Here is a 22,725-nt window from a genome sequence, read left to right as displayed (position 1 = left end):
CCCTCCGTTCCGGCAAACAGACAATCAGGAGACAAGCATGGGCACAGCACAGACCTCCCGAGTACGCAGACGCTGGGCCGCCTGCCTGGCATTGGCCGGCGCGACGCTGGTCGGCCCCGCGCTGGCCAATGCCGACACGTTCCCATCCCGCCCGTTGCGCATCGTGGTCCCGTTCGCGGCGGGCGGCGCGGTCGACAGCGTCGCCCGCATCATCGGCGACCCGCTGTCGGGCCGCCTGGGGCAGCCCGTGATCGTCGAGAACAAGCCGGGCAACCACGCCAATATCGGCGCCCACGAGGTGGTGCGCGCGCCTGCCGACGGCTACACGCTGCTGTTGGGCGCCAATGGCCTGGCGACCAACCCGTGGCTGGACCGCAATCTACCCTTCGATCCGCTCAAGGACCTGGCGCCGGTGGCGCGCGTCGGCTATGCGCCGCTGGTGCTCGTGGTGGACGCCGAGTCGCCCTATCAAACCCTGCAGGGCCTGCTGCAGGCGGCGCGCGACAAGCAGGGCAAGATGAATTATGGATCTTCCGGCGTGGGAGGATCCGGCCACCTGGCGGTCGAGATGCTCAAGCGCACGACCGATATCCAGGCCATGCACATCGGCTACAAGGGCGGCGCGCCCGCCCTGACCGACCTGATCGGCGGGCGCCTCGACTTCATGATGGTCAACCCGCTGGAAGCCGCGCCGCGGGTGGCGGCCGGCAATATCCGGGCCTTGGCCGTGGCGTCGCGGCAGCGCATCGCCACCCTGCCCGAGGTGCCGACCTTCGACGAAGCCGGCGTTCCGGGCTTCGAGGCGACCGTATGGTGGGGTTTCCTGGTGCCGGCGGGAACGCCCGGCCCGGCCATTGCCACGCTCAGCGAAAACCTGCTGGCGGTGCTCGACGACAAGCAGGTCCAGCAGCGGTTGGCGGCGGTCGGCGCGATCGTCGATCCGCAACCGCCGGCGCGCTTCCAAGCCTTCCTGGAGACCGAGACGCGACGCTGGGGCGAGCTGATCGCGAGCGCGGGCATCAGCAACAACTGACTACGGAATCGATCACATGATCATCGACTGCCACGGGCATTTCACCACCGCGCCGCCGGCGCTCGAGCAGTGGCGCGCGCGCCAGATCGCCGCGGTGGCGGACGGCACGCCGCAACCGCGGACCGCCGAATTGCGCATCAGCGACGACGAAATACGCGCCGCCATCGAGGCCAACCAGTTGCGCATGATGCGCGAGCGCGGCCACGACATGACCATCTTCAGCCCGCGCGCCATCTTCATGGCGCATCACATAGGCGATTTTGGCGTGTCGTCGACCTGGGCGGGTATCTGCAATGAGCTGTGCTTCCGGGTGGCCACCCTGTTTCCCGAGCATTTCGTACCGGCCGCCATGCTGCCGCAAAGCCCCGGCGTCGATCCGGCCACCTGCATCGCGGAATTGCGGCGCTGCGTCGAGGAATACGGCAACGTCGCCGTCAACCTGAATCCCGATCCGTCGGGCGGCCACTGGACCAGCCCGCCGCTCAGCGATCGCTATTGGTATCCCCTGTACGAAAAGCTGGTGGAATATGACGTGCCGGCCATGATTCACGTGAGCCAGAGCTGCAATGCCTGTTTTCACACGACCGGCGCACATTACCTGAATGGCGACACGACCGCCTTCATGCAATGCCTGGACTCCGACCTGTTTCGCGATTTCCCGACACTGCGGTTCGTCATCCCGCACGGCGGCGGCGCCGTGCCCTATCACTGGGGTCGCTTCCGCGGCCTGGCCCAGGCGTTGCGCAAGCCGCGGCTGCAGGAACATCTGCTGAACAATATCTTCTTCGACACCTGCGTGTATCACCAGCCCGGCATCGACCTGCTGACGCGCGTGATTCCTGTCGAGAACCTGCTGTTCGCCAGCGAGATGATCGGCGCCGTGCGCGGCATCGATCCCGACACCGGCCACCATTTCGACGACACGCGCCGCTATATCGACGCCAGCGGCCTGGGCGCCGAAGTCCGGCACCTGATCTTCGAAGGCAATGCCAGGCGCGTCTACCCACGCCTGGACGCGCGGCTCATAGCACAGGGACGCTGACCCCGGAATATGCCTCAGCGCATCGCGCCGGCCAGCAGGCGCACCACTTCCGCGTCGGAGGTCTGGCGGAAATCGGCGTAGTACATGCCGACCGCCCGGAAATCGGCGGGAGCGTGCAGGCACACCACCTCATCGGCGTCCGGACGCAGCGTCGCCAGGGCATGCGGCGAGGCTACCGGCACCGCCAGCAACAGCCGCGCCGCACCCGCCTGCCGCAGGGCGCGCAGGGCCGCCTTCGCGGTGCCGCCGGTCGCCGCGCCGTCGTCGACCACCACCACTGTCCGTCCGCGCACTTCGGCGGGCTCGCGGCCCGCGGCATAGGCGGCCCGCCGCCGCTCGATCTCGTCGAGCTGGCGCCGGATCTCGCCCTCCACATAGGCGGGCGGCGGCCGCAGGAGGCCCAGCGCCTCGTCGTTGAGCACCACCCGCGGCGCGGCGCCATCGGCCACCGCGCCGATGCCGAATTCCGGCTGGCCGGGCGCGCCCAGCTTGCGGACGATCAGCACGTCCAGCGCGGCGCCCAGTGCGCGCGCCACTTCGGAAGCCACCGGCACGCCGCCGCGCGGCAGGGCCATGACGACGGCGTCGCGGTCCGCACGTCCGGCCAGCGCCCGCGCCAGTTGCCGGCCGGCGTCCGCCCTGTCGGCGAAAAGGGCTTGAGCGTTCATGGCGATCTCCCTGTCATGCGGCCCTAGACGGCGAACGGATACGTATCGGGCATGCCGTGCGGCGCCGGCGCCGCCAGCGGCGTGACCGCGCGGGTCTGCTCGTACCAGACGTAGCCATCGAATTGATCCGGCAGCACCGCCTGGAAGTAATGGCTGTGGAATTCCGTGTCGGGACGGTAGACCACCCCGATGGCGCGTTCGAGCCTGGGCGGCAGCAAGGCCTGGCGCGCCGCCCGGTTGGCCGGCTTGCGCAGGTCGGCCAGCGCGCACGGCACGCCGGCTTGCAGGAACACCTGCTCATACGAATCCGCGCGCGATGGCAGCACGTCCTTGACCCGCATGGGTTCGTCCCAGTCGTCGGCGGCCGCCACGGTGCCGCGGTCGGTGCCGAAACCGATGAGCACGGCGGCCTCGCCGTAGGCCGTGCGGCACAGCTCCCCGATATTGAACTGGCCCTGCCAGCCCATGGCCGTGGCCGGCGCATGGCCGATATGCGAGTTGTGCGCCCACACCACCGCCCGGGCATCCGGGCCGCGGGCGCGCAGCACCTGCTGCAGCGTCTCGAACATGTGGCGGTCGCGCAAGTTCCACGATTCGGTGGCGCCGCGAAACATGCTGCGGTAGTACTGTTCGGCGGCCAGGATAGTGCGCGCGTTCTGGGCCGCGTCGAACCAGTCGTCGCCGTCTTGCGCCGCGTACTCGAGCCGCCGGGCCAGGATATCGCGCAGCTGGGCATGCACCTCATCCTCGCAGGGGTCGCGCTCGCCGCGCAGCACCGCGCGACCGTACCAGGCCGGCTCGGTCTGCCACGGCGTCAGGCAGCCGTAGCGGCGGCGCGCCTGTGCCGCCGCCTCGGGATCGACGCGCTCCAGGTAGGCGAGCACGCTGGCGATCGAGGCGCGCAGCGAATAGACGTCCAGTCCGCGGAACTCGGTGCGCCGCTCGGGCGGCAGGCCGCGATTGTGGCGGTGCAGCCATTGCACGAAGGCCGCCACGTCTTCGTTGCGCCACATCCAGGCAGGAAAGCGCGTGAACGCGGGCTCGTCGTGCGGGTCGGCGGGCCGGTGGCGGACGTAGCGGTCGATGCGCGCCGCGTCCGGCCAGTCCGCCTCCACCGCGACGATGTCGTAGCCGTACTGTGCGATCAGCCGTCGGGTGATCGCGGCGCGCGCCCGGTAGAACTCGGCGCTGCCATGGCTGGCCTCGCCCAGCAGCACGATGCGGGCGTCGGCATAGCGGTCGAAACAGGCGCCAAAGGCCGCGCCGTCCTCCACCGGCGGCAGCGGCTCGCAGGCCGGCCGCACGGCGCGGCCCAGGCGGTGGGCCAGCGTCGCGGGGTCGCCGCGCGGAATAGCTGTCAGGCTCATCGCGTCCTCCCTGCAATGCGCGGCGGGCGCAGCAAGACGCATACCCGCGCCGCGCGCTTGACGCATGGCCGCCGGTCTCATGTACTGTCTGGTGTCGCGTTACAGACCTGCGCACTGCCATGCCCCCATGCTGCAGCGATATCCCCGCCCGCCTGGACCGCCTGCCCTGGTCGGCCTGGCACTGGCGCGTGGTGATCGCGCTGGGCGTGGCCTGGGTGCTCGACGGCCTGGAGGTCACGCTGGCCGGGTCGTTGGGCGGCGTGCTGACCCAGCCCGGCACCCTGGGCCTGAGCGCCGCGCAAGTGGGCGCCGCCGGTTCGCTGTACGTGGCCGGAGCGGTGGCCGGCGCCCTGCTGTTCGGGCGGCTGGCCGACCGGCTCGGCCGCAAGCGGCTGTTCCTGGCCACGCTCGGGCTGTACATGGCCGCCACGCTCGCCACGGCCTGCGCGCCGAACTACGCGTTCTTCGCGGCATGCCGCTGCCTGACCGGCGTGGGCATCGGCGGCGAGTATGCCGCCATCAACTCCGCCATCGACGAACTAATCCCGGCGCGCGTGCGCGGCCGGGTCAATCTGGCCATCAACGGCTGTTTCTGGATCGGCGCGGCGCTCGGCGCCGGCCTCAGCCTGCCTCTGCTCGACCCGGCCCTGGTGCCGGCCGACCTGGGCTGGCGCCTGGCCTTCGCGCTGGGAGGGCTGCTGGCGATCGCCATCCTGCTGGTGCGCCGCGACGTGCCGGAAAGCCCGCGCTGGCTGTTGGCGCACGGCCGCCAGGCGCAGGCGCTGGCCATCGTGCGCGATATCGAGGCGCGGGTGCGGCGGCGCCACGGCCCCTTGCCCGCGGCCGCGCCGGCGCTGCCCAGCCATGCGGCCGGCACGCCCACACTGCGCGAGGCGGCGGCCGTGCTGCTGCGCCGCTATCCGGACCGGTCGGCGGTGTGCCTGGCGTTGATGCTGGCGCAGGCATTCTTCTATAACGCCATCTTTTTCACCTATGCCCTGGTCCTTACCCGCTTCTACAGCGTACCGGCGCAGGACGTGGGCTGGTACGTGCTGCCATTCGCGCTGGGCAATGTCCTGGGGCCGCTGGTGCTGGGACCGTTGTTCGACCGCGTGGGGCGGCGCAGGATGATCGCCCTCACCTACCTGCTGTCGGGTCTCGGACTGGCCGCCTCCGCGCTGGCATTCCAGGCCGGCTGGCTGGACGCCCGCTCGCAGGCATGGTGTTGGTCGGCGGTCTTCTTCGTGGCCTCGGCGGCGGCCAGTTCGGCCTACCTGACGGTCAGCGAGGTATTCCCGCTGGAGATGCGCGGGCTGGCCATTTCGTTGTTCTACGCGGCCGGCACCGGCGCCGGCGGCTTCGCCGGGCCGGCCCTGTACGGCTGGCTTATCGGCGGCGGCCAGCGCGGCGCGCTGACCCTGGGCTATCTGCTGGCGGCGGCGCTGATGGCCGGCGCCGGCATCCTGGCCTGGCGCCTGGCGGTCGACGCCGAGCGCAAGCCGCTGGAAGCCGTGGCGCCGCCGCTCGGCCCGCCACGCTAAGACGGCGCGGCGCCGGAGGCTCGATCGCCCGGCGCCGCGCCGACCCGCTCAACGTTGCGCCGGCTGCAGCACCAGCGTATCGCCGAGCTCGCTTTCCACCTTCTCGCGGCTGAACGCCATGGGAATGTACTTCCCGGTGGCCCAGCCTTCGAGCAGGTCGCGGTAGTGCGGGCTGCGCGGGTCGGCCGACTGGCCCGGCATGTTCTGCATGCGCGAGTTGTCCCAGTTGCCTACGTCGATGACCTGGCGGTACGAGGCGCCGCTGATCTGGCGGAAATCGGATTTGCGGAACGTGGCGCGGTGCACCGTATCGTTGTCGCCGCTGACCGGGTAGCGCGGCGTGCCGTACGCTTTGGCGGTGTCGGGCGGCAGCAGCTCGGCCAGGCTGTGCTCGAACTGGATATGGTGCAGCTTGCCCCATTCCCATTGCCGCGAGTCGGCCCCCTGCATGGCGGTCAGCTTGCGCACGCCGTCGGCCAGCGCCGCCAGCAGCAGCGCGTCGCGGCCCTGTTCCGGCCGCGGCCCGAACGCGGCATCGGGCGTGGCCAGCTTCTCCAGGGTCTTGCGGGTGGACAGGTTGCCGAACACCTCGCGGCCGTTGGCGGGCACATACAGGTCGGACACGCGCTTGACCACTTCCGGCAGCCAGAACTCGTACACCGTGGCGGCCTTCGAATCGATCTCGGTGCGATAGTCCCAGTCCTTCAACAGCCGCAACGCCTCGGCCACGCCCGGATCGGTCGAATTCAACGACTCGGCGTACTTGGTCAGCGTGCGGGCCGGAATCGACAGATTGTCGAACTGCAGGCGCTGCGAATCCTCCAGGCTCAGGCCGCGCGCGTCCGCCAGCACCTCGCGGATGCGCTGGATGCGGTACGGTTCGGCCCAGGTGCGGTTCGACATGTCCTTATACGCATAGTCGGCGGGCAAGTTGTATTCGTTGGCGGTCGCTACGTAGCCCTCGGGCGGATTCAGCGCCTTGGGCAGCGAGCTGGTCGGCAGGAAGCCGTTCCATTCGAAATCGCCATTGCCCGGCACCGGCAGCATGCCGCTCCAGTCCTTGCGCGGGCGGATCGGCGCGATGCTGCCGCCGAACCAGCCGATGTTGCCGTCCACGTCCGCATAGACCATGTTTTCGCTGGGTGTGTAGTGGCGTTCCATGCCGGCCACGAACTCCTGCCAGTTCTGCGCCTGGTTCAGCCGCAGGCTGGCCAGGTAGGCCGCCGTGCCGGGAAACTCCAGGTAGGCCGCGCGCAGCGCATAGGCCTTGTGGCGCACGGGATCGACATGGATGACGGGACCGTGCCGGGTGAACTTCAGTTGCCGCCGCACCGGCGCCTGCCCGCGCACCTCGATGGTCTCGTCGATGGTGCGCATGGTTTCCCAGCCGCCGCGATAGCGATACTGGCTGGCATTGGCGGGGTTGAGGTCGTAGACGTACAGGTCTTCCTCGTCCGCGAACGCGAAGATGGTCAGCCCGAAGGCGATGCGCTCGTTGTGCCCCATGGACACGCCGGGCAGCGCCGGCTCGCCGGCGCCGATCACGTTCCAGCCCGGCGCGTTCAGGTGCACCATGTAGCGCAGCGACGGCATGGCGATGGTGCGGTGCGGATCGCCCACCAACATGGGCCGCCCGGTCGCCGTGCGCTGGCCGGACAGGGTCCAGTTATTGCTTTCATAGCGCGGCGCCAGCGGATCGAAGGCGGGATCCAGCGAGGCTTCCAGGCTGGCCGAGAGACTCTCGGCCAGCTTCTCGCGCCCGTCCGCCGCCAGCGGGCTGCGCGGGAAATCGGCGGCGACGAACTTCTGCCCCTTGCGCGCCAGGTTGTAGTCGGCCAGGATGTTCTCGTCGATCTGGTTCACATTCAGGCCAGCCGGCACCTGCAGCGCAATCGGCGGTTCATACACGCCCAGGTCCTGCACCACGTTCAGGCCCAGGGCGGCCACCTGGCGGGCCAGCTTGACCTCGCTGGCCACATTGCGGGTCAGGCCGTAGATGCGGATCAGCGAGGTTTCCGGGCTCCAGTAGCCCGGCTCGGTGCCGGTGAGCTTGAACTCGGGCGGCATGTGCTCGGGGTTGGCCTTGACCCAGTCGACGTAGGCATTGATGCCCTCGGCGAACGCGGTCAGGATGGCGCGCCCCTCGGGATGGTAGCTGGCGAACTCGGCCTGCATGTCGCCCCGGTACAGGAACAGGCGCGCCGCGCGGTCCTGCTCGATGAAGCGCGGGCCGAATTGTTCGGCCATCTTGCCTTCGCCCTGGCGGCGCCACAGGTCGAGCTGCCACATGCGGTCGCGCGCGGCGTTGAAACCCTGGGCGAAGAACAGGTCGTGCTGGTTCTGCGCGTAGATGTGCGAAACGCCATGCTGGTCGCGCAGAATTTCCACCGGCTGCGACAACCCCGGCATATCGATGGTCGACTGCTTGCCGCCGCCCGGCGCGGCGCACCCCGCCAGCAGCGCCAGCGCGCCGCACGCCAGCCATGCGGCGATCCTGCGTTGGAACGTACGCATCTCCCCTCCTCCTTTGTCTCCTGGATGGCGCGCTCGCTGGGCGGGCACGCAATGTTTACCAAGATAATCAAATGGTGGAGAAATGCTGTTTTATTTTATTAATTCTTTCATTGGGTGTAACACTATGACGCCGCCATGGAAGCGCGGCGCCTACAGCATCTTCCCCAGGAACGCGCGGGCGCGCGGCTGCTGCGGGGCCCGGAAGAAGGTCTCGGCCGGCGCTTCTTCGACGATGCGGCCTTCGTCCATGAACACCACCCGATGCGCGGCTTCGCGGGCAAAGCCCATCTCGTGGGTGACCACCAGCATGGTCATGTGCTCGTCGGCTAGTTGCCGCATGGTGCGCAGGACCTCGCCGGTGAGTTCGGGGTCGAGCGCCGAGGTCGGCTCGTCGAACAGCATGATGTCCGGCTCCATGGCCAGCGCCCGGGCGATCGCCACGCGCTGCTTCTGCCCGCCCGACAGGCGCGCCGGATAGTTGTCGCGCTTGTTCAGCAGCCCCACCTTGCGCAGCAGCGCCTCGGCCTTCGGGATGGCCTGGTCGCGCGGCACGCCCTGCACGGTCACCGGCGCCTCGATGATGTTCTCGAGCACGGTCATGTGGGGGAACAGGTTGAACGACTGGAACACCATGCCCATCTTGCGGCAGATGCGCCGCACCTCCGCATCGCGCACATAGCGGCTCGGGCCGCCCGGCACGGCCGTCGCCAGGGCCTCGCCCTCGATCTCTATGCTGCCTTCGTCGATGGTCTCGAGGTGGATCAGGCAGCGCAGGAAGGTGCTCTTGCCCGACCCCGACGGGCCGATCACCGCGACCACCTCGCCCTTGCGCAGCGTCAGCGACACCTGGTCCAGCACGCGCGCGGCGCCGAACGATTTGCCGACCTCGCGCGCCGCGATCATCACCGGACGCGGATCGGCGGCGACGGGGCTATTGGTCGTACTTGGCATAGCGTTTTTCCATGTGCTGGAACAGCCAGGTCAGCACCAGCGTCATGATCAGGTAGAAGGCCGCCGCGACCAGGAACGGCGTGGTGGTGAAGTCGCGCTGCACGATGCCGCGCGCGGTGCGCAGGATGTCGTTGAGCGCCAGCACGTAGATGAGCGAGGTGTCCTTGACCAGGGTGATGGTCTCGTTGCTCATGGGCGGCAGCACGCGCTGCACCATCTGCGGCAGCACGATGCGCCGCAGGGTCTGCAGGTAGCTCATGCCCAGCACCTTGCTGCCCTCGTACTGGCCACGGTCCACCGACTGGATGCCGGCGCGGAAGATCTCGGCGAAATAGGCGGCGTAGTTCAGCGTGAACGCCACCACCGCGGCCGGGAAATCGGGCAGGCGCACCCCCACCACCGGCACGAACGGCAGCGCGAAGTAGATGAACAGCATCTGCAGCATGAGCGGCGTGCCGCGCATCAGCCAGATGTAGCCGTTGACCAATTGGCTGAGCAGCCGCCAGTGCGAGATGCGCGCCAGCGCCAGCAGCAGCCCCAGGGGCACTGCCAGCGCGAAGGTGACGAAGAACAGCGTCAGGGTGGTCCTGGCCCCCCTGCGCCATGGGCCCCAGCAGGGAAATGACGTAATCCATGCGGCTATCCTAGGCGCTCAGCGGGCCGGCGCCCGCGCCTATTTGATGATGTCGGCGCCAAACCATTGCTGGGCGATGCGGGCGGCGGAGCCATCCTTTTTCATGGCGGCGAGGGTCTGGTCGAGCCGGGCCAGCAGCTCGGTGTCGTCCTTGCGCACGCCCACGCCGTAGTCCTCGGTGCCGAAATTCTCGTCCAGGACGCGGTACTGCCCTTCGCGCTTGTTGGCCAGGTAGCGGCCCACTACTTCGTCCACCACCACGGCATCCAGGCGGCCGGCCGAGAGGTCCATCAGGGCGGTGACGTTGTCGCCGAACAGCTTGATCTCTTTCAGGCTGGCGGCGACTGGCGCGTCTTTCTTGATGGCGTCGACGGCGCTGCTGCCGTCCTGCGCGCCGACCACCTTGCCGGCCAGGTCGGCCTTGGCCTGCACCGGCGAGCCGTGGGCAACCAGGATGATCTGGTGATTGGCCATGTAGGGCGCGGTGAAGGCGATGTTCTGCTTGCGCTCTTCGGTGATGGTCAGGCCGTTCCAGAGCACGTCGACGCGCTTGCCGTTGAGCTCGGCTTCCTTGGCGCTCCAGTCGATGGGCTTGAACTCGACCTGGATGTCCATGCGGCGCGCGGCCTCGCGCGCCATGTCGATGTCGAAGCCGACGAGCTGGTTGTTCTCGTCGCGAAAGCCCATGGGCGGGAAATTGTCGTCCAGCCCGACGACAATTTTCTGGGCGGCGGCGGCGCCGGCTTGCGGGGCGGGGTCGTCGCTCTGCCCGCAGGCCGCGAGCAGCGACGTGGCGCAGACCAGGAAAGCAGCGGTCAGTTTTTTCATATCGGTAGTGCGCGGGGGCGCAAAGGAAGGGATGAGTGGCGGCCACGAAAAAAAGCCGAACTGGCGATTATATCCAGTCCGGCGGATGGCGCCGGCGCGGCGCGCCCCGCGGGGCGCGGCTCAGCGGTAGACCAGCACCGGGATCTTGGATTTGGTCAGCACCTTCTGGGTCTGGCTGCCCACCATCACGGCCGCCATGCCGCTGCGGCCGTGCGACGACATGGTGATCAGGTCGCAGCCGCCCTGGGTGGCGCACTCGATGATGGACAGGTACGGCTGGCTGTTCTCGCGGATGGCGGTGTCGCACGGCACGCCCGCCTGGCGGGCCTGGTCGGCGGCGTCGGCCAGCCACTGCCGGGCGCGTTCGCGCGCCTGGCGCTCGTACTGTTGCGGCACGCTGGCGAACTGGACGGTTTCGGCCGACAGGACGTTGATGGGCTCGATCGCCGTCATGATGGTGACGCGGGCCTGCAGCGCCTTGGCGAGCGCCAGGCCGTTGACGAGGCCGAGGCGCGAGAGCTCGGAGCCGTCGATGGGGATGAGGATGTGCTGGTACATGGCGTGCTCTTGTGGTGGAGGGACTGGCGGGCGGTTGCCCGCCGGTTCCAGGGTAGTGCCGCCCGTCCGGCCGCAGCTTGACCCCCGTCAACCGGCCCCGCGCCGGAGCACGCCGCCCGCTCAGCCGTCCACGGCGGCCAGGATCTTGCCGAACAGCGTGTCGGCATGCGACGAGTTCAGCCAGCGCACGATGACCACCATGCGCCGCTCGGGCTCGATCCAGGTGAAGGAGCTGCCGGCGCCGATGCCGAAAAAGCTGGACTCCGGCACGCTGGGAAAAATGCGCCGCCCTTCGTTCAGCCAGATCAGGAAGCCGTAGTACGGCGCCAGTTCGCTGGGCGTGCGCATGGCGCGCAGCCACTCCGGCGAGATGACCCGGCGGCCGTTGGCGCGGCCATCGTCGAGCAGCATGCGGCCGATCAGGGCCTGGTCCGCGCTGCTGATGGACATGCCCCCGCCCCAGTGCGAGCCGCCCGGCACCGACGGCATGCGCTGGCCGTCGATCTCGACCCAGGCGTTGTCGTAGCAGACCCATTGCCAGTCTTCGCTGGCGCCGATGGGGCGCATCACGGCTTCGCGGAACACCTCCGGCAGCGGCCGGCGGAACAGGTGCAGCAAGGCGTAAGAAAGCTGGTTGATCCGGACGTCGTTGTATTCCCAGTAGGTGCCGGGCTCCTGCAGCGGGCGCGCGTCGCCTTTCTTGCCGGCCGGCGGCGCGCCGAAGGTGACGGCGCGATAGCGGTCGACCTGGTCGGGCACGCCGAAGCGCTCGCCCTCCCATTCGCTGGTCTGCTGCAGCAGGTGCCGCCAGGTGATGCGGGCATTGCGGCCGGTGTCGAACCCGATGCCGGGCACGCGCGCGCGCACCGGTTCGTCCACGTCGGGCAACAGGCCGCGGTCGTGCGCCACGCCGGCCACCAGCGCCAGGTAAAGCTTGGCCACGCTGAAGGTCAGGTCGGCCCGCTGCGGTTCGCCCCAGGACGCGACCGTCCGGCCGTCCACCACCACCAGGCCGGTCACGGGGCCGCGGCCGTGCACCGGGCCGAGCAGCCGGTTCCAGGGCGGCGGGTCCTGCTGGTGCACGCCCCATACGCCGTCGACCTCGCGGTCCCAGTCGGTTTCGTGTTCCTGGGCGAACTGGATCGCCTGCTGCATCAATGCTTCGTTCATCTCCTACCCCTTTTCGTGACGGCCGGCGGCGGGCCGGGCCAGGTAATCGAGCGCGGCCTGCACGCCGCCCGGCCGGTGCGGCACGCCGGCGGCGGCCAGGCCCATTTCCACGCCGGCCAGCGCGCCGCACAGCGACAGATCGTTGAAATCGCCCAAGTGGGCGATGCGGAATATCTTGCCCGACCAGCGCCCCAGCCCCTGGCCGAGCGACATGTCGTAGCGGTCGAGGATCACCTTGCGCAGCGCGTCGGCGCTATGCCCGTCGGGCATCAGCACGGCGGTCAGGGCATTGCTGCACGCGGCGGGGTCCTGGCAGACGAGCTCCAGCCCCCAGGCCCGGACCGCCGCGCGCGTCGCCTGCGCCAGCCGCCGGTGCCGCGCGAAGACCCGCTCCAGGCCCTCGGCGCGCAGCATGTCCAGCGCCTCGTGCAGCCCGTACAGCAAGGTGGTGGCGGGTGTATAGGGGAAGTACCCGCCCTCGTTGAGCGTCAGCATGGCCGACCAATCCCAGTACGAGCGCGGCAGGCGCGCGCTGGCCGCGGCCCGCAGCGCCCGCTCGCTCAGCGCGTTGAACGACAGCCCGGGCGGCAGCATCAGGCCCTTTTGCGAACCGGCCACGCCGACATCGACGCCCCATTCATCGTGGCGATAATCCATGGCCCCCAGCGAAGATATGGCGTCGACCATCAGCAGCGCCGGATGGCCGCTGCGGTCGATGGCCTGGCGCACTTGCGCAACGTCGGTGACGGCGCCGGTGGAGGTCTCGTTGTGCACCACGCACACCGCCTTGATGCGATGCCCGGCATCGGCGGCCAGGCGGGCTTCGATCCGGGCCGGGTCGGCGCCGTGCCGCCAGTCGCCCTCCAGGATCTCCACGTCCAGCCCCAGCCGGGTGGCGAGGCGCTGCCAGAGCGCCGCGAAGTGGCCGGTCTCGGCCATCAGCACGCGATCGCCGGGCGACAGGGTATTGACCAGCGCGGCTTCCCAGGCGCCCGTACCGGACGATGGATAGATGATCACCGGCGAGCGGGTCTGGAAGACCCACTGCATGCCTTGCAGCACCGCCCGCCCCAGCCCGCCGAACTCGGGGCCGCGGTGGTCGATCGTCGCGCGGTGCATGGCGCGCAGCACGCGGTCCGGCACGTTGGTCGGCCCGGGTATCTGCAGGAAATGACGGCCGGACGGATGCCCGTGCAGGGAGATCATGGGTAGGCCTCTAGTCGGCAGAATTGGTATACAACTAGAAAACGCGTCCAAGCATCATACGCAAGCCGTCCGGCACGGGCAATTGCCCGCCACGACCGGCCTATCATGGCTAACCCTATATCTTTGTTTTATATCGAGTATTCAGGGTATCCCCCATGACGACGCACGGATCGCCTGTTTTATAGTCTGCGAAAGACCAAATCCATTTGGTATACCAATGCGCAGCAACCCCGCCCTGCCCGCTGATGGCGCCGACGCCGGCGCCGCCCCGTCGGCCCGCCCCGCGCGCGGCGCCGGCAATGGGCGCACCCTGCCGGCGGGCGTGGCCGGGCAACTGCGCGAACGCATCATCCAGGGCGAATATCCGCCCGGCGCGCGCCTGAACGAACGGGCGCTGGGCGAGCTGCTGGGCGTGTCGCGCACGCCGCTGCGCGAGGCATTCCGGCTGCTGGCCGCCGAAGGACTGGTGCGCATCGAACCCAACCGCGGGGCCCGGGTAGTGGCGCTGTCCGAGGCCGACATCCGCGAGGCGTTCGAAGTGATCGGCGGGCTGGAGGCCCTGTCCTGCCGCTACGCCTGCGAACGCGCCACCGAGCAGGAAATCGCCGAGATCCGCGCGCTCACCTACGAAATGATGGCCAGCCATGCGCGCCGCGACCTGCCGGCCTACTACCGCACCAACCGCGAGATTCATGCCCGCATCAGCCAGGCGGCCCACAACGGCCTGCTGGCACGGCTCTACGAGACGCAGAACGCGCGCATCCAGAATCTGCGCTTCGTCTCCAACGAGAACCGCGAGAAATGGGACCAGGCGATGCGCGAGCACATCGAGATGGCCGATGCGCTGGCCGCGCGCGACGCCGAACGCCTGGCCGCCATCATGCGAACCCACCTGCAGCGCAAGTGCGATGCGGCCCTCAAGGCCTCGGCACATGCGCGGCGGCCGCAGCACGACCCACCCCCCGGCTAGGACGACCAAGCATCCCGGGAACGATACACGCTACACCGCAGTATTCCGCTCAACCGATACGGTCTACAGGAGCCAATCATGGCTGAACGTCGCGTTAGTTTCGTTGCACCGCTGTCCTTTCGATTCCCGGTCGCGGCGCTGCTGCTGACCGGCGCCGCCCTGGCGGCCCAGCCGGCGCTGGCCGGCAAGCAGGACGACACCCTGCGCATGGCCTACGACCAGGCGCCCGAAAGCGTGGACCCGTACTACAACAACGTGCGCATCGGCGTGATCATCGCCGCCAATGTCTGGGACACGCTGCTGTACCGCGATCCGCTGACCAACGAGTACAAGGGCCAGTTGGCCAAGAGCTGGAAACAGGTCGACGACAAGACGCTCGAGTTCGAGCTGCGCGAAGGCGTCAAATTCCATAACGGCGAAGAGTTCGACGCCGACTCGGTGGTGTACACGCTGAACTTCGTGTCGGACCCCAAGAACAAGGCCACCACCCAGCAGAACGTGCGCTGGATCGACAAGGTCGAGAAGCTGGGCAAATACAAGGTGCGGCTGACCACCAAGGAGCCCTTCCCCGGCGCCAAGGAATACCTGTCGACCACCGTGGCCATCCATCCGGCCAAGTACTACGCGGAAGTCGGGCCGCAGGGCATGAACGCCAAGCCGGTCGGCACCGGCCCCTACAAGGTGGCGGAGTACGTGCCGGGCAAGTCCATCACGCTCGAGGCCAACCGGGACTACTTCAAGGATTCGCCCAAGGCGCAGCCCCGCATCGGCAAGGTGGTGATCCGCTTCATCCCCGACCGCCAGACCCAGATGGCGGAAGTGATCTCGGGCGGCGAGGATTTCATCATGCACGTGCCGAAGGACCAGGCCGAGCAGCTCAAGACGCTGCCCCAGCTGCAGGTCAAGAGCGGCAACACGATGCGCATCGTGTTCATGCAGATGAACATCCTGGACAACACGCCCGCGCCGCAACTGAAGGACGAGCGCGTGCGCAAGGCCATCCTGCACGCCATCGACCGCGAGGCCATCATCAAGAATATCGTGGGCGAAGGGGCGGAGCTGCTCAACACCATCTGCACCCCGTCGCAGGTCGGCTGCACCGACGAGGGCGCGCCGGTCTACAAGTATGACCCGGCGCTGGCCAAGAAGCTGCTGGCCGAGGCGGGCCATCCCGATGGCTTCGACATCGACATCGTGGCCTACCGCGAGCGCAACCAGACCGAGGCGATCATCAACTACCTGCAGGCGGTCGGCATCCGCGCCAAGCTCAATTTCCTGCAGTACGCCGCCATGCGCGACATGATCCGCGCCGGCAAGGCATCGCTCACCCACCAGACCTGGGGCTCGAACTTGGTCAATGATGTCTCGGCCTCGACGCCGGTGTATTTTGCCTTCGGCAACGACGACATCACGCGCGACCCCAAAGTGCGCGAGCTGCTGGACAAGGGCGACCACACCATCGACAGCCAGGCCCGCAACGCCGCCTACAAGCAGGCCCTGACCCTGATCGCCGAGCACGCCTACGCCGCGCCGCTGTGGACCTTGCCGGTTTACTACGTGGCCAGCAAGGACCTGGAGTTCAAGACCTACCCGGACGAGCTGGTGCGCTTCTGGGACATGAGCTGGAAATAACCCGCGACACGGAGAACGCCCATGCTCGGGTTCCTGATCAGGCGGCTGGGACTGGCCGTGCTGGTGGCGCTGACGGTGTCGGTGCTGGCCTTCCTGCTGCTGCACCTGTCGGGCGACCCGGCGGTGGCCCTGGCCGGCGAAGGCGCGCGCCAGGCCGACATCGACATGATCCGCAAGGCCTACGGACTGGACCGGCCCATCGCCGTGCAGTACGCGGACTGGTTGTGGAACATCCTCAACGGCCGCTTCGGCACCTCGGTGTATTTCAAGACGGACGCCGGGCCGTTGATCTTCTCCAAGCTCCAGACCACCCTGCTGCTGGGCCTGGCCGCGCTCGGCGTGGCGCTGTTCATCTCCATCCCGCTGGGAGTGCTGGCGGCGCTGTACAAGGGCAGCCTGGCCGACCGACTGTGTCTGGCGGTGGCCGTGCTGGGCCAGGCGCTGCCCAACTTCTTCTTCGCGCTGCTGCTGATCATGCTGTTCTCGATCACGTTGCGCGTGCTGCCGGTCTCCGGCAGCGGCACCTGGCAGCACTTCGTGATGCCCGCCATCGCGCTGGGCTATTACGTGGCGCCGGCGTTCATGCGGCTGATCCGGGCCGGCATGATCGAAGTGCTGGGCGCGGACTACATCCGCACCGCGCGCGCCAAGGGCCTGCCCACCGGCACGGTGATCTTCAAGCACGCGCTGCGCAACGCCATCGTGCCGGTGGTGGCGCTGGCCGCCGTCCAGCTGGGCTACCTGCTGGGCGGCTCGGTGGTCATCGAGACCATCTTCGCGCTGGACGGGCTGGGCTACCTGGCCTACCAGAGCATCACCTTCAAGGACTACCCGGTCATGCAGCTCATCGTCCTGCTGTTGTCGGTGCTGTACGTGCTGCTGACCCTGGCCGCCGACATCGCCAACGCGTGGCTGGACCCGCGCATCAGGGTGTCCTGAATCATGGCCGCGCCCCTTCCTCCCGTATTGGCCGAGGTGCCGGCGCCCGCGGCCGCCGGCACGGCCGCGCCGGGCCGGCCGACCTGGCGCCGCCTGCGGCGCAACAAGGCGCTGCTGGCGGGCGGGACGATCCTGCTGGCGATCGTGCTGATCGCGTTGTTCGCGCCCTGGTTGTCGCCGCACGACCCGTATTTCCAGGACCTGACGCACCGCACGGCGCCGCCGGTCTGGTACGACAAGGGCACCTGGCTGCATCCGCTGGGCACCGACCAGCTGGGCCGCGACTACCTGTCGCGCCTGTTCTATGGCGCGCGCATCTCGCTGCTGATCGGCGCCAGCGTGGCGCTGATTTCCGGGCTGATCGGCACCGCGCTGGGCATGGCGGCCGGCTATTTCGGCGGCAAGATCGACATGGCGGTGTCGTTCCTGGTGACCACCCGGCTGTCGATGCCCGTCATCCTGGTGGCGCTGGCCACGGTCGCCATCGTGGGCGGTTCGCTATGGGTGGTGATCCTGGTGCTCGGGCTGCTGAAATGGGACCGCTTCGCGGTCGTGATGCGCAGCGCCACCCAGCAGGTGCGTGCGCTGGAATACGTGTCGGCGGCGCAGGCGGCCGGGGCCTCGACCTGGCGCATCGTGCGCGGCGAGGTGCTGCCCAACGTAGTGCCGCACCTGATCGTCATCGCCACGCTGGAAGCGGCCAGCGCCATCCTGCTGGAGGCGGCGCTGTCGTTCCTGGGCCTGGGCGTGCAGCCGCCGCTGCCGTCCTGGGGCCTGATGATCTCGGAAGCCAAGGCCTACATGTTCTTTTCCTTCTGGCTGATCGCCATTCCCGGCAGCGCGCTGGCGCTGCTGATCTTCGCCATCAACCTGGCCGGCGACGGCCTGCACCAGTGGCTCACTCCGGACGACAGGGCCTGACGATGAATGCTGCGGAAATCGTGCTGGACGTGCAGGACCTGCGGGTCGCCATCGACACTCCGCGCGGCGCCCTGCACGCGGTGCGCGGGGTGTCCTTCCAGGTCCGGCGCGGCGAGACGCTGTGCCTGGTGGGCGAATCCGGCTGCGGCAAATCGATGACCTCGCTGGCCATCATGGGCTTGCTGCCGGCTGCGGCGCGGCGCAGCACCCGCCGCCTGGCCGTGCTGGGCGAAGACTTGTCGCGCACCGGACGCCGCCGCGTCAACGCGCTGCGCGGCAACAAGATGGCGATGATCTTCCAGGAGCCCATGACCGCCCTGAACCCGGCCTATACCATTGGCGAGCAGCTGGCCGAGCATTATCGCCATCACCGCGGCGCGGGCGCCGCGCAAGCGCGCGAACGCGCCGTCGAACTGCTGGAAAAAGTCGGCATTGCCTCGGCCGGACAGCGCCTGGGGCAATACCCGCATCAGCTGTCGGGCGGCTTGCGGCAGCGCGTGATGATCGCCATGGCCCTGATGTGCGGGCCGGAACTGCTGATCGCCGACGAGCCCAGCACGGCGCTGGACGTGACCATCCAGGCGCAGATCCTGCGCCTGCTGGCGGACCTGCAGGCCGAACTGGGCATCGCCATGGTGCTGATCACCCACGACCTGGGCGTGGTGGCCCGCATTGCCCGCCAGGTGGCCGTGATGTATGCCGGCCAGGTCGTCGAACAGGGACCCGTCGCGGACATCTTCGCCGGGCCGCGCCATCCGTACACCCAGGGCCTGCTGGCCTGCATCCCGGTGCCTGGCCGCACCCCGCCCGGCACGCCGCTGGGCACCATTCCCGGCGTGGTGCCGGCACTGGTCGGCGATCTGTCCGGCTGCGCCTTCCGGGAACGCTGCCGCCACGCCCGGCCCGCCTGCGGGTCGGACGTCCCGCTGCATCGGGCGCCGCCCGGCCACGAATGGCGCTGCATCCGCACGGAGGCCGGCTGATGGACGCGCTCATCCAGGCACAGGACGTCAGCCGCAGCTTCACCGTCAAGACCGGCATGTTCCAGCCGCGCCGCACCCTGCACGCCGTCAACGGCGTGGACCTGGCGGTCGCGCGCGGCGGCGTGCTGGGGGTGGTGGGCGAATCCGGCTGCGGCAAGTCGACGCTGGCGCGGCTGCTGCTGGGCCTCTTGCCGACCACCGGCGGCGCGGTGCGCATCGAGGGCCGGGACATCCGCGAGCTGTCGCGCCGCGCGCTGGCGCGGCGCGTGCAGCCGGTATTCCAGGACCCGTACTCCTCGCTGAACCCGCGCCGCACCATCGCCTCGATCGTGTCGCTGCCGCTGGAAGTGCACGGCATCGCCAACCCGCGCCAGCACAAGGCCATCGAGATGCTCGAGCGGGTCGGGCTGCCGGCCCGCCTGGCGGGCAATACGCCCGGCCAGCTGTCCGGCGGCCAGCGCCAGCGGGTGGCCATCGCGCGGGCGCTGGTCATGAACCCGGAAATCGTCATCTGCGACGAGCCCACCTCGGCGCTGGACGTATCGGTGCAGGCGCAGATCATGAACCTGCTGATGGCCCTGCGGCGCGAGTTCGACCTGACCTACGTCTTCATCAGCCACAACCTGGCGGTGGTGGAACACATCGCCACCGACGTGGCCGTCATGTACCTGGGCCGCGTGGTCGAATCCGCGCCCGCCGCCGAGCTGTTCCGCCAGCCGCGCCATCCCTACACCCAGGCCTTGCTGGCCTCGGTGCTGACACCCGAGCCGGGCCTGGGCATTCCGGACACGGGCCTGGGCCTGTCGTTCCCCGACCCGCTCAAGCCGCCGCCGGGCTGCCCGTTCCATCCACGCTGCCGGCACGCCATGCCGCAGTGCGGCCACGAGCGCCCCGCCCTGCTGCCGCAGGAGCGCGCGCTGGTGGCCTGCCATCTCTATCCGCCATCGTCCCGAGGAGCCGTCCAGCCATGAGCCGCTCAACCGCCATCGCCCGCGCCGAGCAATGTTTCGATTCCGGCGCCTTCCGCGACTTGCTCGCGCGCCGCCTGGCGATTCCCACCGAAAGCCAGAACCCCGGCCGCGCGGGGGAATTGTCCGCCTACCTGGAAACGGAGATGCGGCCGGCGTTCGAGGCCATGGGGTTCGAATGCAGCATCCTCACGCACGAGAAGGCGCGCGCGCCCTTCCTGTTCGCCGAGCGCATCGAGGACCCGGCCCTGCCCACCGTGCTCGGCTACGGCCACGGCGACGTGATCCGCGGGCTGGAGCCGGAATGGCACGCCGGCCTGTCGCCCTGGACGCTGGCCGAGCGCGACGGCCGCTGGTACGGGCGCGGCATCGCCGACAACAAGGGGCAGCACAGTATCAACATCGAGGCGCTCAGGCTGGTGCTGCAGACCCGCGGCAAACTCGGCTTCAACGTCAAGTACCTGCTCGAAATGGGCGAAGAGACGGGCTCGCCGGGCCTGCGCGAACTGTGCGAACAGCACCGCGACAGGTTCGCCGCCGACCTGCTGATCGCCTCGGACGGCCCGCGCCTGAGCCCGCAGCGGCCCACCGTGTTCCTGGGCGCGCGCGGCAGCCTGAACTTCGACCTGAGCATCGAGGCGCGTGCCGGCGGGCATCACTCCGGCAACTGGGGCGGCCTGATCTCCAACCCCGGCATCCAGCTTGCCCACGCCATTGCCACCCTGGTGTCGCCCAGCGGCCAGATCCGGGTGCCCGAATGGGTGCCGGCCGGCTTGCCGCCGGCGGTGCGGCGCGCGCTGGCCGACTGTGAAGTCGACGGCGGCGCGGACGGCCCGGAAATCGAGCCCGACTGGGGCGAGCCCGGCCTGTCGCCGGCCGAGCGCGTGTTCGGCTGGTGCTCGTTCGAGGTGCTGGCCTACAAGACGGGCAACCCCGACACGCCGGTCAACGCCATTCCGCCCCGCGCCTGGGCCCGCTGCCAGCTGCGCTTCGTGGTGGGCGTGGACCCGGACGCGCTGCTGCCCGCCCTGCGCCGCCACCTGGACCGCCAGGGCTTTCCCATGGTGCGGGTGCAGACCACGCGGGAAACCATGTTCAAGGCCACGCGCATCGACCCCGACGATCCGTGGGTGCGCTGGACCGTGGCTTCGCTGGAGCGCACCAGCGGCAAGAAAGTTGCCGTGCTGCCGAACCTGGGCGGCTCGCTGCCGAACGACATCTTCACGGACGTGCTGGGCTTGCGCACGGTGTGGGTGCCGCATTCGTATCCGGGCTGCTCGCAGCACGCGCCGAATGAACATCTGCCGCCGGAGCTGCTGCGCGAGGCCCTGACTCTGATGACCGGCCTGTACTGGGACCTGGGCGCGGGCGATACGCCGGCCCGGGCCCGCGCCTAGCCTGCCGCCCGGTTCCCGGCCGGCCCGGAGGGTGAACAGGCTTCTAGGCCGGATAGGCCTGGAACACCGAGGTCAGGCCCCAGCGCCGCACCAGCAGGACTTCATAGGGATGCTTGCGGCCCTCGTACTCGGGGCCGTCCATGCCCGGCGAGCCGAGCGGCATGCCGGGCACGGCCAGGCCGATCGCCGCCGGGCGCTCGCGCAGCAGGCGCTGGATGTCCCGCGCCGGCACGTGGCCTTCCAGGGCATAGCCGGCCACCAGGCCGGTATGGCACGAGCCATACTCCCTGGGAATGCCCAGCCGCTCGCGGATCGCCGAGGTGTCGTCGACTTCGCTGACTTCCACCTGGAAACCGTGGTCGCGCAGGTGGGCGATCCAATCCTGGCAACAACCGCAGGTCGGCGTCTTCCAGACCCGCACCGTGGCGCCCGGGGCGGCGGCCCGGGCCGCCAGCGGCGCGAGCGCGAGGCCGGCCAGCAGACGGCGGCGGGTGGACAAGGGACGGGAAATATCGATTGGCATGATGAGTGGTCTCGTCGTGGCGGCATTCAGAACCAGAGGCGCAGCCCGGCCAGCAGCGCGCGTTCCGAGCGGCTCTCGCCGGCCTCGCTGGCATAGCGCGCCGTCTGGCCGAACTTGCGGCCGAAGGATACACCGACATAGGGCGCGAACTGGCGGGTGATTTCGTAGCGCAGTCTGAGGGTCAGCGCGGCGTCGGCCAGGCCGGCGCCAACCCCGCGTGCCGGATCGTCTTCGCCATACAGGCTGGCCTCGATTTCGGGCGTGAACACCAGGCGCTGCGTCAGCAGCAGATCGTACTCCGCCTTGAGCCCCAGCGCCGTGCGCCCCGCCTTGCCCATATAGGCGGTCAGTTCGGTCTCGATTTCGTATGGCGCCACGCCTTGCAGGCCGAGCGCGAGCCAGTCGCGCTTCGGGCCGGCGCCGAAATCGCGCCGGGCGCCCAGCTGCACGTCCCAATAAGGCGAGACGGCGCGGCTCCAGAACGCCTCGACCTTGGCCGCCGAGGTGCCGCCGATGCGTTCGCCTTCGCTCTTGATCCACAAGCGGTCCCGGCCCCGCCCGAGCCAGAATTCGCCGTCCCACTGCAGGCCGGTGCGGCCGGCCCGGTCGTGCGCCAGGCCGAGCTTGTCGAACAGCAACTGGCTGGCGGCCATGCCGTCCATCATGCCGGCGTGAATGCCGTAAGCCTCGTAGCCGCGCGCGCCCGCGCCATCGCTGGACGGCAGGCGGCCCGCCGGCGCCGCGCCGTGCGTCATGCCGGGCATGGCCGCGTGCTCCCCGGCCGGCGCGGGTGCGGACTGTCCTGCCGCGCCGCCATGGTCCATGCCGTGGCCGGCGTGGCCCGACTGCGCCCCGACCGGCCAGGCCAGCAGCAGCCCCA

Annotated in this window: 20 protein-coding genes and 1 pseudogene; 10 read left to right on the top strand and 11 right to left on the bottom strand. The window is 69.3% G+C overall.

The features are described 5' to 3' along the window. Nucleotides 1–37 precede the first annotated feature (37 nt). On the top strand, nt 38–1,033 hold the full coding sequence (locus CAL24_RS11490; RefSeq protein ID WP_028356085.1) for a Bug family tripartite tricarboxylate transporter substrate binding protein: 996 nt from the start codon (nt 38–40) through the stop codon (nt 1,031–1,033). A 16-nt stretch (nt 1,034–1,049) separates the two neighbouring features. Then, complete coding sequence (locus CAL24_RS11485; protein ID WP_094806777.1) at nt 1,050–2,075, top strand: amidohydrolase family protein; 1,026 nt, start codon at nt 1,050–1,052, stop codon at nt 2,073–2,075. Between the two features lie 14 nt (nt 2,076–2,089). On the opposite strand, the gene CAL24_RS11480 is transcribed toward CAL24_RS11485, so the two are convergent. Then, nucleotides 2,090–2,743 (bottom strand): phosphoribosyltransferase, encoded by a 654-nt coding sequence (locus tag CAL24_RS11480; protein ID WP_094806776.1) that lies wholly within the window; start codon nt 2,741–2,743, stop codon nt 2,090–2,092. Between the two features lie 23 nt (nt 2,744–2,766). Continuing rightward, complete coding sequence (locus tag CAL24_RS11475; RefSeq protein ID WP_094806775.1) at nt 2,767–4,110, bottom strand: erythromycin esterase family protein; 1,344 nt, start codon at nt 4,108–4,110, stop codon at nt 2,767–2,769. Between the two features lie 119 nt (nt 4,111–4,229). Between CAL24_RS11475 and CAL24_RS11470 the strand changes: the two genes are divergently transcribed. Then, nucleotides 4,230–5,651 carry an MFS transporter gene (locus tag CAL24_RS11470; protein ID WP_094806774.1) on the top strand — a complete coding sequence of 474 codons (1,422 nt, stop codon included), beginning with the start codon at nt 4,230–4,232 and terminating at the stop codon, nt 5,649–5,651. Nucleotides 5,652–5,699: 48 nt separating this feature from the next. On the opposite strand, the gene CAL24_RS11465 is transcribed toward CAL24_RS11470, so the two are convergent. The 7 genes and pseudogenes from CAL24_RS11465 to CAL24_RS11435 all read right to left on the bottom strand — a co-directional run bounded on the left by CAL24_RS11465 (nt 5,700) and on the right by CAL24_RS11435 (nt 13,512). Further along, nucleotides 5,700–8,165 carry a penicillin acylase family protein gene (locus CAL24_RS11465; protein WP_094806773.1) on the bottom strand — a complete coding sequence of 822 codons (2,466 nt, stop codon included), beginning with the start codon at nt 8,163–8,165 and terminating at the stop codon, nt 5,700–5,702. Nucleotides 8,166–8,315: 150 nt separating this feature from the next. Then, complete coding sequence (locus CAL24_RS11460) at nt 8,316–9,068, bottom strand: amino acid ABC transporter ATP-binding protein (protein WP_028356091.1); 753 nt, start codon at nt 9,066–9,068, stop codon at nt 8,316–8,318. 28 nt (nt 9,069–9,096) lie between these two features. Further along, a pseudogene (locus tag CAL24_RS11455) lies at nt 9,097–9,751 on the bottom strand (amino acid ABC transporter permease). A 38-nt stretch (nt 9,752–9,789) separates the two neighbouring features. Further along, nucleotides 9,790–10,578: an amino acid ABC transporter substrate-binding protein gene (locus tag CAL24_RS11450; RefSeq protein ID WP_028356093.1), complete on the bottom strand. Its 789-nt coding sequence runs from the start codon at nt 10,576–10,578 to the stop codon at nt 9,790–9,792. Between the two features lie 120 nt (nt 10,579–10,698). Further along, nucleotides 10,699–11,136, bottom strand: coding sequence for a universal stress protein (locus CAL24_RS11445; RefSeq protein WP_094806772.1), 438 nt, complete (start codon nt 11,134–11,136; stop codon nt 10,699–10,701). A 120-nt stretch (nt 11,137–11,256) separates the two neighbouring features. Further along, a complete protein-coding gene (locus tag CAL24_RS11440) occupies nt 11,257–12,306 on the bottom strand; it encodes a serine hydrolase domain-containing protein (protein WP_094806771.1) in 1,050 nt (349 codons plus the stop codon). Between the two features lie 3 nt (nt 12,307–12,309). Continuing rightward, nucleotides 12,310–13,512: a pyridoxal-phosphate-dependent aminotransferase family protein gene (locus CAL24_RS11435; protein WP_094806770.1), complete on the bottom strand. Its 1,203-nt coding sequence runs from the start codon at nt 13,510–13,512 to the stop codon at nt 12,310–12,312. 217 nt (nt 13,513–13,729) lie between these two features. Here CAL24_RS11435 and CAL24_RS11430 point away from each other — a divergent pair, with 217 nt between their 5' ends. The 7 genes from CAL24_RS11430 (at nt 13,730) to CAL24_RS11400 (ending at nt 21,322) form a co-directional block, all read left to right on the top strand. Continuing rightward, nucleotides 13,730–14,482, top strand: coding sequence for a GntR family transcriptional regulator (locus tag CAL24_RS11430; RefSeq protein WP_094806769.1), 753 nt, complete (start codon nt 13,730–13,732; stop codon nt 14,480–14,482). A gap of 78 nt (nt 14,483–14,560) precedes the next feature. Then, entirely contained in the window at nt 14,561–16,114 is a 1,554-nt protein-coding gene (locus CAL24_RS11425; RefSeq protein WP_094806768.1) for an ABC transporter substrate-binding protein, read from the top strand. 21 nt (nt 16,115–16,135) lie between these two features. After that, nucleotides 16,136–17,053: an ABC transporter permease gene (locus tag CAL24_RS11420; RefSeq protein ID WP_094806767.1), complete on the top strand. Its 918-nt coding sequence runs from the start codon at nt 16,136–16,138 to the stop codon at nt 17,051–17,053. A 3-nt stretch (nt 17,054–17,056) separates the two neighbouring features. Then, nucleotides 17,057–17,974, top strand: a complete 918-nt coding sequence (locus CAL24_RS11415; protein ID WP_028356100.1) for an ABC transporter permease — start codon at nt 17,057–17,059, stop codon at nt 17,972–17,974. A gap of 2 nt (nt 17,975–17,976) precedes the next feature. Next, a complete protein-coding gene (locus CAL24_RS11410; protein ID WP_094806766.1) occupies nt 17,977–18,957 on the top strand; it encodes an ABC transporter ATP-binding protein in 981 nt (326 codons plus the stop codon). Further along, nucleotides 18,957–19,928, top strand: coding sequence for an oligopeptide/dipeptide ABC transporter ATP-binding protein (locus CAL24_RS11405; protein WP_038854038.1), 972 nt, complete (start codon nt 18,957–18,959; stop codon nt 19,926–19,928). Before CAL24_RS11410 ends, CAL24_RS11405 begins: the two co-directional genes overlap by 1 nt. Continuing rightward, nucleotides 19,925–21,322 carry a M20 family metallopeptidase gene (locus CAL24_RS11400; protein ID WP_094806765.1) on the top strand — a complete coding sequence of 466 codons (1,398 nt, stop codon included), beginning with the start codon at nt 19,925–19,927 and terminating at the stop codon, nt 21,320–21,322. Before CAL24_RS11405 ends, CAL24_RS11400 begins: the two co-directional genes overlap by 4 nt. A gap of 43 nt (nt 21,323–21,365) precedes the next feature. Here the strand turns inward: CAL24_RS11400 and CAL24_RS11395 are convergent, their stop codons facing one another. Next, nucleotides 21,366–21,848, bottom strand: coding sequence for a DUF411 domain-containing protein (locus tag CAL24_RS11395; protein ID WP_419670711.1), 483 nt, complete (start codon nt 21,846–21,848; stop codon nt 21,366–21,368). Nucleotides 21,849–21,871: 23 nt separating this feature from the next. Continuing rightward, nucleotides 21,872–22,669 carry a copper resistance protein B gene (locus tag CAL24_RS11390; protein WP_051439600.1) on the bottom strand — a complete coding sequence of 266 codons (798 nt, stop codon included), beginning with the start codon at nt 22,667–22,669 and terminating at the stop codon, nt 21,872–21,874. Nucleotides 22,670–22,725 lie beyond the last annotated feature (56 nt).

The sequence above is a fragment of the Bordetella genomosp. 2 genome, assembly GCF_002261345.1.
GTDB lineage: Bacteria > Pseudomonadota > Gammaproteobacteria > Burkholderiales > Burkholderiaceae_B > Bordetella_A.
This window is presented reverse-complemented; position numbering and strand designations above follow the sequence as displayed.